Here is a 12752-nt window from a genome sequence, read left to right as displayed (position 1 = left end):
GTAATTTTAAGAATAATCCTTTAGTTAATTTGAAATTGCAGGGAATGAATTTAAAATAGTATTTTTGCAGTATGGAAACAAATAGACAGAAAAAAATAGGCAGTGTAATTCAAAAAGATTTGGTTGATATCCTGCAAGGTGAAGTGAGAAAAAACGGAATTAGTAATTTGGTAATTTCGGTATCCAAAGTAAGCGTAACAACAGATTTATCTGTGGCAACAGTATATTTAAGTATTTTTCCTCAAGAAAAAGCAAAAGAAACTTTAGAGGCAATAAAATCAAATACAACCTTAATAAAACACGATTTGTCACAACGTGTTCGTTTACAATTACGTCGTGTACCAAATCTGGTTTTCTTTATCGATGATTCGTTAGATTACATCGAAAAAATTGACAACGCTTTGTCAGGAAAAGAAAACCCAATAGAGAATCGTGATCTTTTAGAAAAAAGAAGAAAATCATAATTTGAATTTCCCACTTTACATAGCCAAACGTTATCTTTTTAGCTTAAGTAAAAATAACGCTATCAATATCATCAATTTGATTGCCAGTCTGGGAATCATTGTTGGTACAATGGCTTTGTTTGTGGTTCTTTCTGTTTTTAGTGGATTAAAAGTTTTTAGTCTTTCGTTTACAAATGAGATTGATCCTGATTTGAAAATGACTAGTACTTATGGTAAATCATTTTTCATTTCACCAGAACAAGAAAAACAGATAAAAAATATAAACGGTGTGGTCTCTTACACCAAAATTATTGAAGAACGAGTTTTGTTTTTATTTAAAGACAAACAACACGTTACCTATTTAAAAGGCGTCGACAGTCTTTACCCAGTTGTAAATAATATCAAGGTAAAACTTTTTAACGGACAATGGCTCAAACCAGATTCTTATCAGGTAGTTATTGGATATGGAATTGCACAAGATTTCTCGATGGGAATTTTGGATTTCGAAAATCCACTTCAGGTTTTTGCACCAAAACCTGGAAAAGGCGCCATTGAAAATCCCGAAGAAGCTTTTAATAAAACAGATGTTCTTCCGGTTGGAATCTATTCGATCAGCGAAGAATTAGATTCAAAATATGTGTTTGCTGATTTAGGATTGACACAAGAATTATTGATGTACAAACCCAATCAGATTTCGGGAATCGAATTTCATCTAAAAGAAAATGCAGATGAAAATACCGTTAACACGCAATTGAAAAAGATTTTCAATCATAAAGTGACCTTAAAAAACAGAGCACAGCTTAATGAGTCTTTGTATAAAATGCTTAACACCGAGAATATTGCGGTTTACCTAATCTTTACACTCGTAATTATTGTAGCTCTTTTTAATTTGATTGGAGCATTAATTATGATGATTTTAGAAAAGAAAGGAAATCTAAAAACCCTTTTTAGTCTTGGCACAGAAGTAAGCAGTCTTCGTAAAATATTCATACTTCAGGGAACTTTATTAAGTGTCATTGGCGGATTAATCGGACTTTATTATGGAGTAATATTAATCGCACTTCAGCAAAAGTATGAACTAATTATGATTACGCCAACCCTTGCGTATCCAGTAGTTTTTACAACCGAAAATGTCCTGATTGTGATGGCAACAATTATTTCTCTTGGATTTATCGCTTCGCTTATTGCAAGCAGTCGTGTAAGTAAAAAATTATTAGATTAATTTCTTCTTTAAAAATATTACCTATATTTACCGTCTTAAAAATCTACAGTATATGATTGTTTCTGCCTAATCCTATTTTATTTTTTAGAATAATTAGGATACTTACGTTTACTTTTTTAGTTCAGATTGAAAAAATATCTGAACCATTTTATCATTTATCCTAAAAATACCATGACAGAAACAACTATAAAGAAAAGTTTATTTTCAAAAATTTTCACTACTTTAAAACAAGCCTTAAAAGGCGACGAAACATTTGATTATACTTCTGGAAGTATAAAAAAAGCTGTAATTCTATTGGCCATTCCAATGGTTTTGGAAATGATGATGGAATCGGTTTTTGCATTAGTCGATTTGTATTTCGTTGGGCATTTAGAGCACAGTAGTTTCGCCATTCAAACGGTTGGTTTAACCGAATCTGTATTGACGGTTATTTATTCGCTTGCCATCGGGATGAGTATGGCGGCCACAGCAGTTGTAGCCAGAAGAATTGGTGAAAAAGATCCTATCGCTGCCGCAAAAGCAGGAATGCAAGCCATAATTATTGCATTTGCCGTTAATAGTCTATTGAGCATTTTCGGAATTATTTATGCAAAAGATATTTTGATTTTAATGGGCTCCTCAGTAGAATCAGCTGAACATGGTTATCGATTTACACAGATTATGATTGGCTCTAGTTTGTGTATTATGCTTTTATTCTTAATAAACGGAATTTTCCGCGGAGCAGGAAATGCAGCTATTGCCATGAAAAGTCTTTGGATTGCGAATATCTGTAATATTATTTTATGCCCAATTTTAATTAATGGTTTTGGACCAATTCCTGCCTTCGGATTAATTGGGGCCGCTTTGGCAACAACAATCGGAAGAAGTATTGGAGTTATCTACCAAGTATATCATTTGTTTTTTGGAAATGGAATTTTAAAAATCAAAATTCCTTATTTCGCTCCAGATTTCACGCAGATAAAAGCTTTAGTAAAAATTGCGGCTCCAGGAATTTTACAATTTGTAATCGCTTCTTGCAGCTGGATTTTCTTGGCACAATTAGTAGCCACAACTGGAGGCGATCATGGTTCGGCAGGATATCAGACAGCATTAAGAATTATGATGTTTTTCATTCTTCCCGCTTGGGGATTGAGTAATGCTGCGGCTACTTTAGTTGGGCAGAATTTAGGTGCCAAACAAATCGAACGTGCCGAAAAATCAGTGTATACAACGGCACGATACAATGTGATTTTCATGGCTTCGATCATGATTATTACCTTAGGTTTCGGACAATATATTATTTCATTTTTTACAAATGATGAATTGGTAAAAACCGTTGCAATCGAAGCATTACAGATCATGAGCATCGGATTTATTTTCTACGGAATTGGAATGGTTCTCATTAATACGTTTAACGGAGCAGGAGATACCTGGACACCAACTGGAATTAATTTCTTTGGTTTTTGGTTATTCCAGATTCCGCTTGCATTTGTATTAGCAAAACATTTTAATATGGGACCAACAGGAGTTTTTATTGCTATTCCAGTTGCTGAAACCGCCATCACTTTAGCTGGAATCTTTTTCTATAAAAGAGGAAAGTGGAAACGAGTTCAAGTATAATAAAGTAAAAGCCCTTCAATATTGAAGGGCTTTTTTTTGTTTTAAACAAACTCATATCCTGCGTAAACCTGCTCGATTTCTTTCATGATGGCGAATAAATCTTCGGGTGCGTCAGTGGTTACTAATTTTTGTTTGAATTCTTTAAACGAATGAATTCCTTTGAAATAATTGGTATAATGACGACGCATTTCAACAATTCCTAAACGCTCACCTTTCCATTCCATAGACCATTTTAAATGATTTCTGGCTGCTTCAACACGATCAATAACCGTTGGAGCAGGTAAGTGCTCTCCAGTTTTAAAATAGTGTTTTATTTCGTTAAAAATCCACGGATAACCAATCGCGGCACGACCGATCATGATTCCGTCAATTCCGTATTCGTTTTTATATTGTAATGCTTTTTCTGGACTGTCAATATCGCCATTTCCGAAAATAGGCATCGTAATTCTTGGGTTGTTTTTGACACGTGCAATGTGCGACCAGTCAGAATGGCCTTTGTACATTTGGGCACGAGTTCTAGCGTGAATCGTTAAAGCCTGAACTCCAATATCCTGAAGTCTTTCAGCCACTTCGTCAATATTAATTGAATTTTCATCCCAGCCTAAACGCGTTTTTACCGTAACCGGTAAATCAGTTCCTTTGATAACGGCTTTGGTTAAACGAACCATCAAATCCACATCTTTTAAAACTCCGGCACCAGCACCTCTACAGACTACTTTTTTTACCGGACATCCAAAATTAATGTCCACTAAATCTGGTTTTACGGTAGAAACAATTTTAGAAGACATTTCCATCGCTTCTTCGTCACCACCAAAAATCTGAATTCCAACCGGGCGTTCATAATCAAAAATATCCAGCTTCATACGGCTTTTAATAGCGTCACGAATCAATCCTTCAGATGAAATAAATTCAGAGTACATCATGTCAGCTCCGTGTGCTTTGCATAATCTGCGAAACGGCGGATCACTAACGTCTTCCATCGGTGCGAGTAATAAAGGAAATTCGGGTAATTCTATGTTGCCAATCTTGACCATCTTCAATATTTTTTGCAAAATTACAACATTTAGTTCAATTTGTGCCAAATTGAGGTTTAAAGGTTCATAGCAACAAAGGTTCAAAGGTTTTTTTATCAAGGTATTACATAGTCTTTGTCCCTGTGAACCTTTGCCTCTTTGTACCTAATACTAAGTTCTATAATCAAAAAATCGAATTGGTTTTCGGCTCATTGGATTAAAAACTATTGGATTTAGAATTTCTTTTGGGACAAATTCTAATTTTGGAGTTACTCTTAATTTGGCTCTAAAGTGATCTTTAATTTCCTGAAGAAATTCTGGAGACTGGTTTTTCACCGCAATTTTGATTAGGATTTCATCTGTACCTAAATCGTTTGTTGAAATTTCGATCAAGTGATTTTCGATATTGTCAAAACTGCTCAAAACATCATTCATCGCTGGCGGGTACAAGGTTGTTCCTTTGTATTTAATCATTTGTTTTTTACGACCCACAACTGGCCCAACACGTAATGTATTTCTGCCGCATTCACATGGTTCGTTATGAAACTGAACAATATCACCGGTTTTAAAACGTAGCAATGGCATTGCTTCAATTCCTAAAGTTGTAAAAGTAAGTTCGCCGGTTTCACCGTTTTTAACCGGCATATTATTTTCGTCCAGAACTTCGACAATGATTAATTCCGGATGATGATGTCCGCCTTTTCCATACTCACATTCTGTAAAAGCAGTGCTCATTTCTGTAGAAGCATAAGTTGAAAACAACTTAATATTCCATTTATCGGTGATTTTTTTCGATAAAATATTCATGGAGAAATCCTGTTCTCTCAAAGATTCTCCAATACATATCGCCCCTTTTATGCTCGAATTATTATAGTCGATTCCGTGAATTTCGGCGTATTCAATTAATTTTAAAAGGAAAGAAGGAACGGTAATTAAATAACTTGGGTTGTATTTTAAAATCGAATCCCATTGCATTTCTGGAATTCCAGCACCAACACGAATTACACCCACTTTTAATTTTCGAAGACCCAAAAAATAAGCCAGTCCGGCCATAAATTTTCTGTCAATTGTTGTCATTAACTGCACCACATCGCCTTCTGCAATTCCGGCGCAAGCAAATGAAATAGCTTCGTTATAAGCCAATCGATCTAAGTCAGAATCGGTTAAGCCAAATGTTACCGGATCACCTAAAGTTCCAGATGTTGAAGCGTAATCGATAATTTTATGTTGTGGAACACATACAAAATCATCATTATATTGTTGCAAATCTTCTTTTGTTGTAACAGGTAAAAATTGTAAATCTTCAAGTGTTTTTACTTTTGAAATATCAATATTTTGTCCAGCAAAAAGTCTTTTATAAAAAGGAGAATTCTCGCTGATGTACGCTAAAAGTTCGGCTAATTTTTTTTCTTGAAAAATTTTAATTTCTTCTAAAGAATCTTTTTCTATTGCTGGAATCATTTTAATTTTCTTTTGATCTTTTTTAAATATTTTTCAATCTGTTGTTTTTCAGGCAAAGTGGTGATTTCTTTCGTCAACGCTTTTTCAAAATTAAGCTGAGCCTGCTTGAATTCTTTTTTTTGGTAAAAATACAATCCTGCTTTATAATACACAACCCAATAATCAGGGTTTAAGGATTGATAGTTCTGAATAAATTCTGGAGAAATCGTTTCTTTTTTGTCCAAAAAAGAATCCATTTTGCGGTCTTCAATTTTAAACTTTTTGTAGTTCTGAAAAGCAGTAGTTTTTAGAAAAGGATCTTTGGCAATATTTAGATTTTCAATTTGAAAAGATTTGAAATCATTTTTTCTTTTCCCAAAAACAGAATCCAAATCGTAGCATACAAATTCACCCAACTGATACGGATTTGCCGAAATCCAGACTAGTTTTTCTTTTGGTTTAAAAATGATTCCATGATGCGCCATTAATTGATTCAAGGCTTTTTCGGAACCATAACCCAATTCAATGTTCTTTAGACCGTTTTTATTTCTTAGAATTTCTGAAGCAATTTCAGGATTCACCGTTTTATTTTCAGACAAAAGTTCCTGCATTCTTTCAAAACGATATTCCGAATGACTGTTTACAATTTGTTCTTGATTTCGTTTATCCGCTACAAAAGCTTCGCCTTGAAAATGGTTGGAACAAATTAATTGATCGGTATTTGGAACATCATAAACATCCATTTTACTGGGAGAAACTTCAATCAAAATGGCTTTGTTATCATTGGCACTTCCCACCATAATCGATTCAGAAACAAATACTTTTCGTTTTTTTGCAATAGCAATTGCTTCATCTATATTTTTGGCGTGCTGCAAAATTTCGCGAGTCAAAATTGAAATAGGCGTTTTGGCAATCAACGGAATTTTAGATTTCGAAGCATTTATCGTAACTGTTACACCTTCTTCATTCATTCCAGAAACGGCGCCAATCATTCCCGGCCAGGTAACCATCATGAATTTATGTCCTTCTTTCGGATTTATAAAAGCAATGATTTTATTTTCCGCGAAAGCGTCATTAACATAAAAATCAAAATTTCGCCCAAGAATTAAACTGCCGTCTTGCGTTTTTTCATTCCAAACCGCAAAAGACGAACAGCCTACTAAAGCCAAATCCTGCAAAGCGTGTCCAATATCGTGAGCGCCATGCAGATACAAACCGCGTTGGTATTTTGGTGCGATGTTGTTAAATTCATCCGAAGTATATTCTGAAACACCATAAATTTCGGTTTGATATTCTTCAGGAACATTTAAATATAATTTTCGATTGTACCATTTTAGAAACTGTCGAAGCAGTTTTTGCTGAAAGCTCGATGGAATAAAATCGTTTATTTTAGAGAAGAAAATTTTTTGTTGTTTCTTCAAAAGTGAATCGGTTAGAGCGCCTGTGTTTAAACCAATTTCCAACGGATCGCCTTCCACATACAATTCCCAAAGCCCTTGTTTATTTTTTAAAAAGGAATTTTTCCCTGAAACAAAAACCGAATCTGATTTTTTTATAACGGTTGGTTTTTCAGAATTATATTGGGAAAGATCGGGTTTATGGTGCATCGATTTCGATGTTCCGCATGAAACAAGGAGCATTAAAAAACCGGTAAATAAGAAAAGTAAAACTCGGTTTTTCATTGTTGTTTATTCAGATTCCTTATTAATTTTAGTGACCAGATATTCTCTTCCAATAATTTCTGAGCACGTATTTACGGCTCCAATCGTAACGCCTAGAACGCCGTGCATGTTGGTACTTTGGCCCGTAAGATACAGATTTTCCAGCTTAGTTTTTAACGGAATCATCGTTTTCATGGGATTATTAGAATCTTTAACATATCCGTACATATTTCCGTTGTGTCCGCCAATATAATCGCGATACGATAATGGAGTAGAAGTATGAACCGACTTTATACAGTTCTTGATTCCTGGAAATTTGATTTCGATTTCATCCAAAAATTTAGCAGCTTTTCGGTTTTTAAATTCCCTGTAACTTTCACCACGGTCGCTTTCTTCGGCAGTTGTATTAAAAGTATCGGCCCAAGGTTCAACATCTTTGTATTTCATGTAGGTTAAAAAAGTCATGCCTTCTGCCCAGATTTCTTCTTTTTTAGAAGCATTCATCGAAGCCATATAACTTTTTGGCCATGAATTTTCATCGTAATCCTGAGCCGTCCAGACATTAGAACTATTCTTGAAATGATAAAAATTATGATTGATATATTTGAAACTTTCGGGTTTAAAAACGATGTACAAACTAAAAGCCGAAATTACATCTTCGAGATCTTGAATACGATTAAAAAAGACTTTTCGAAAGTTTGCTTCGCCTGCCATTTTTAAAGTTGTTTTAGGTTCAATATTCGAAATAAAAAGTGAACCTGAAACTTGTGTTCCATCTTTTAAATCAACCGAAACAACTTTATTATCTTCAACATTGAAACGGGTAGCTTCTTTGTATTTATAAAATTCCCCGCCGTATTTTTTCAGCTGTTTTAAAAGTTGCTTGGTAATCTGGCTCCCGCCGTTAATGCATCGCCACGAACTCTGAATATAAGAGTTGATCGAAAGCGCATGAACATAAAAAGGCGATTTATCTGGAATTCCGGCGTACAGAAAATTTGAACCCGCCAGAACAGCTTTCAGCGTTTCATTTTCTGTACAGGAGTCAATGATTTCTTTTGCGTTTTGTTCCAGAATTTCGGTATCGTATTTTCCTTCCCAGTTTAAATTATAAAGAGGAAATGCATCACAGGTTTGCTGTAATTTTTTGCAATAATTGGTGAGATTTTCTTTTTCGTCAGGAAAAAAATAAGCAAGCTGTTTTACAAAATTTTCATAGCCTTGAGCATGTGGATATTCGTTTGGATCATTTTCAAAAGAAATGATATCGAAACGATCTTCATCTAATTTTTTAAGATGCAGCTGATCGATAATGCCCAGATATTTGAAATATTTGTAGAGATTTTGTCCTTTTTCTAAACCCCCGATGTAATGAATTCCCGTATCGAAAATTGTTTTGTCGCGAACAAAAGTCTGGAGATTTCCTCCGTATTGATTGTTTTTTTCGAGTACACAAACGCTGTAGCCTTCTTTAGCCAAAATGATAGACGAAACTAATCCGCCTAAACCACTGCCAATAATCACTACATCGTATTGTGCTTTCATTATTTTTTCTTCAAAACAATTAGATTATCTTCTTCAGAAACTATTTCAAAACCAGCGCTGATTAACTGACTTTTTAAGGCTGGAGAATTCACCAAAATTACTGATGGAATAGTTGAAATAACTTTTTCAATCTTATCTTTAAAAATTTCGTCTGAAATTAAAAGTACTTCATATTGATTTTCAAATGCAGATTCTAGTTGATCCAAATACACGATTTTTCTCTTTTTTAAGAAATAATTTGTTTTGGCCACCAGCATTTTTTCTTCATCATCAATAAAAGAAAATACTTTTCGCTGTGCTTCCTGCAAAGTTAATAACACATCTAACTGTCCGTAATCATTGCCTAAATGAAGTATTTTGGCTTTCGGATTAATGTATTTGTTTAGATTATAATAGGTTTCTAGATTTTGTTTTAAATCTTTTTTGACGCTGTCGCCAATTTCAATTTCTTTATAATCGTAACTGTTGATGAGCATTTTTTTGAAATATTCAGGACCTTCGAGTTCCTGACGAATTTTGCGGTATTCTGCTTTGAAGAACGAACTGATTTGTTTGGTTCTTTCGGCATAATTATTTCCAAACGAAAGATTTTCTGGAGTTATTCTTTCTAAAATAGTAAGTGTAAGCTGGCTTTTGTGAATGACAAAATCACCTTTAGGAATTGCTTCTGAAGCTCCATGAATGACAATGGGAATAATATCCAGTTTAAATTCTTCGGCTAAAAAGAACGCGCCTTTATGAAATCTTTTAATAACGTTGTTTTCAGAACGTGTTCCTTCTGGGAAAACCATTAACGAATATCCTTCATTTACTTTTTTACGCAAATGTTCAACACCATCTTCTATTCCTTCCGAAACGGGATAAAAACCAGCTTTTCTAACAATGCCTCCAAAAATAGGAGAGTTGTACACCCAATCACTTACTAGAAAAATGATTTTTGGACTTAACATTCCAATTGCCAAAATATCGATAAACGAAGAATGATTGGCAATAATTACGGCTGGTTTTTCAAAAGTTTCATTATAAGTATTGATGATTTTTTTGTGAAGAAAAGGGTTTGAATGCAATACTGTTTTCATCAATTTGGAAACCACATATCTAAAGCCCTTCATTTTTGTTTTTGCGCTCAGCGGAAGAATTGGCATTAGCGTAAAACTGAAAACCGACATTACAATTCCGCCCAAACCATAATACGCAAACGAAATTACACCATGAATAAAAGTTCGCAGTTTAAACGGAGGATTTCCTTTTTTAGGACGATTCGACAAAAATAATTTGAAGAGAATTGGATAAAAAATGAAAGTGATAATCAAGGCAGCAAAAACCCCGATTAATGAAACCGATGAAATAGAAGTCAGCGCCGGATGTTTGGCAAAAATCATTGCGCCAATTCCCAGAATGGTGGTAATTACTGCTAGAATAATTGACGTTCTGTAAATGGCAATTTCATTTTTTCCGTTAGTGTATTCTTTTTGTAAAGCACTGGTCATGAAAATACTGAAATCAACTCCGTGGCCAAAAATCAGCGTGCAGACAATCATACTGAAAATATTCATTTGAATGCCAAAAATGCCCATAATTCCTGCCGTTACAATTCCCGTTAAAGCAATTGGAATACAGCTGATAATGACCAATTCGATTCTTCTGAAAAAGAAAAACAAAATCAGAATTACAGCTACAAAAGAATAATTTACAAGTGAATTAAAATCGGTTTTTAAAGTGCTGAAAAAAGTTTCGTTCATCTGCTGGCGGTCAATCGCAATGAGATTTTCTTTTGCAGAAGCCGATTTTACAAAAGCGTCGCGCTGTTCAGGAGATACTTTTACTAAAGTTGAAATGGTATAAAAACCATTTTTTTCGGTTATGAATTCTTTTAACTGAAGCGCCTGAATTTTTAAATAATCGTGGGCTGAAACAGGTTTAAAATCAATATCTAAATGATCGAAAAATTGAGAGTAGGTTGTCGGTTTAAATCCTAGCTTAGAACCTTCGGCAATTAATTCTGATTTTAGAAATTGTTTTTTCTGAGTGTTCCAGAATGAATTCCATTTTTCAATCTTTTGCTGCTGCTCTTTTTGAGAAAGCACAATTCCTCCCACAGAGCTGAAATTCAAAATTTTGTTCTGTTGTTTTGCCGCAGATAAATCGGTAAAAAGCCGGCTGTTATTTTGCAGTACTTCTTCCATGCTTTTTCCATAAGCGGCAACATAAATGGTTTTTGAAGTTAAACTAGTGCTTTCTTCTAATTGTTTTTCGGCAGCTTTAATGTCTTTTGGGACAAAATTCAACTGTGATAAATCGTTGTTGAAACCAACATCATTATAAGTAAAACAGCAGATGATGGTAATGATTATGCAAAAACCGATTAGGAATTTATTATTGTGAAATGAAAAATGCGCCATTTTATCAATGACATTTTTCTTATGATCGGCTGGATTTTCTTTTGGTTTGTACAAATGAGGAACAATCAAAAGAGAGAAAATTGCCGAAGCCATAACGATGACCGCAGCGAAAATTCCGAGATCATTTAACGCATCAGATTTTACAAAAAGCAGACATAAAAAAGCAACCGCAGTTGTTGAACTGCTCATAATAACCGGCATTGTAATGTCTTTATACAAAGTTTTTACGTCGCTGTTATGTTTGTAATGCGTAAGAATATGAATGGAGTAATCGATTGTGATTCCTAATAAAATAGAGCCAATACCGAGTGAAATTGCTGAGATTTGTTCTTTTACAAAATACAAAAAGGCAACGGCAAATAAACCTCCAAAAACGGTTGGAAGAAAAATAATTAATGGAATCAATACTTTTCTGTAAAACAAAATCAGGATCAGCATTAAGGTAAACATCGCGATTGAAGTTGTTAAAACAATATCGCTTTTAATTTGTTTCGCATTGGCGGCAGCAATCAGGGCAGAACCAAAATAGCTTACAGATGTTTTTCCTTTAAATTGTGTATTTAAATTTTCTTGAATCGATTTTAGCTTTTCGGCAAAAATGCTGTTTTTTTCAGTTTCACTCGATGATATATCAGACGTGATAAAAAGAAGTAATTTCTTTTTGTCTTTGGTCATGACAAAACCATTGTCAAGCGTAAAATCATCGCCAATGTTTAATTGCTGTAATTTTTTTAAAGTAATGAAAGAAATCCCAAGCGGATCTTGTAAAATAAAATCTTTGGTAATAAATCCTGAAGGAGAAATAATCGATTTGTAATTTCCTTGAACGGTTGCTTCGATACTGTCTTTCTGGAGTTTGTTTTCGATTGCTTCATAATCTTTATCGTCTAGAAATAAAGGCAGATTATTGTAAACAAAATCAATGGTTTCCTGAATATTTTCTTCGTCGATTTTTCCCTGGATTCCTGAGATATATGGTTTGCAAGATTTAGAAACGCTGTCTGAAAAAATGGAAGCCATTTCTTTTAAATCCTCGGCAGATCCGTTTTTTTCGAGAGTAAAAATAACGGTTGTTTTATCAGCAAAATTAAGTTGTTTTAAAACTTTTGCTGTGGCATCGGCTTTGTCATTTGCCGGAATAAGTTTGGTAATATCTTCTTCAAACTTAATCTGCGAAGCAAAAAATCCAAAAACTAAAAGCATCAAAAAAGCCAGTAGAACCGAAAGGGATTTTCTTCGGGTTACAAATAAATGAATGGCGTAAAAGTATTGATGCATGATTTTTATTATTTTTTACCAGAGATTAAAAGATTAGCATTAGTTTATTACCCTGAGCGAAGTCGAAGGAACGTTCCAATTGAACGGGGGCTTCGACTTCGATCAGTCTGACAAACTGGATGTAAAAATCATTTTAATCCTTTTAATCT

8 protein-coding genes are annotated in these 12752 nt (G+C 34.2%); 3 read left to right on the top strand and 5 right to left on the bottom strand.

Annotation, left to right across the window (positions count from 1 at the left end):
* The first annotated feature begins 71 nt into the window (after positions 1-71).
* The 3 genes from rbfA to P2W75_RS04960 all read left to right on the top strand — a co-directional run bounded on the left by rbfA (position 72) and on the right by P2W75_RS04960 (position 3264).
* The gene (gene rbfA, locus P2W75_RS04970; protein WP_207298394.1) at positions 72-464 is read left to right on the top strand and encodes a 30S ribosome-binding factor RbfA; all 393 of its coding nucleotides are present in this window, start codon (positions 72-74) and stop codon (positions 462-464) included.
* 1 nt (position 465) lies between these two features.
* Positions 466-1665: an FtsX-like permease family protein gene (locus P2W75_RS04965; RefSeq protein ID WP_276379245.1), complete on the top strand. Its 1200-nt coding sequence runs from the start codon at positions 466-468 to the stop codon at positions 1663-1665.
* A gap of 171 nt (positions 1666-1836) precedes the next feature.
* Positions 1837-3264, top strand: a complete 1428-nt coding sequence (locus P2W75_RS04960; RefSeq protein WP_276379244.1) for an MATE family efflux transporter — start codon at positions 1837-1839, stop codon at positions 3262-3264.
* 41 nt (positions 3265-3305) lie between these two features.
* Here the strand turns inward: P2W75_RS04960 and dusB are convergent, their stop codons facing one another.
* From dusB to P2W75_RS04935, 5 genes are all read right to left on the bottom strand, one after another.
* Positions 3306-4298 (bottom strand): tRNA dihydrouridine synthase DusB, encoded by a 993-nt coding sequence (gene dusB / locus P2W75_RS04955; RefSeq protein ID WP_207298391.1) that lies wholly within the window; start codon positions 4296-4298, stop codon positions 3306-3308.
* A 150-nt stretch (positions 4299-4448) separates the two neighbouring features.
* Positions 4449-5738: a phenylacetate--CoA ligase family protein gene (locus P2W75_RS04950; protein ID WP_276379243.1), complete on the bottom strand. Its 1290-nt coding sequence runs from the start codon at positions 5736-5738 to the stop codon at positions 4449-4451.
* Entirely contained in the window at positions 5735-7399 is a 1665-nt protein-coding gene (locus P2W75_RS04945) for a C45 family peptidase (protein WP_276379242.1), read from the bottom strand. Before P2W75_RS04945 ends, P2W75_RS04950 begins: the two co-directional genes overlap by 4 nt.
* A 6-nt stretch (positions 7400-7405) precedes the next feature.
* Positions 7406-8923, bottom strand: coding sequence for an NAD(P)/FAD-dependent oxidoreductase (locus P2W75_RS04940; protein ID WP_276379241.1), 1518 nt, complete (start codon positions 8921-8923; stop codon positions 7406-7408).
* On the bottom strand, positions 8923-12603 hold the full coding sequence (locus P2W75_RS04935) for a 1-acyl-sn-glycerol-3-phosphate acyltransferase (RefSeq protein ID WP_276379240.1): 3681 nt from the start codon (positions 12601-12603) through the stop codon (positions 8923-8925). Before P2W75_RS04935 ends, P2W75_RS04940 begins: the two co-directional genes overlap by 1 nt.
* Positions 12604-12752: the final 149 nt, after the last annotated feature.

Source organism: Flavobacterium sp. H4147 (assembly GCF_029360735.1).
GTDB lineage: Bacteria > Bacteroidota > Bacteroidia > Flavobacteriales > Flavobacteriaceae > Flavobacterium > Flavobacterium endoglycinae.
The sequence above is the reverse complement of the archived record's forward strand: the minus strand, read 5'-3'. Positions and strand labels throughout refer to the sequence as shown.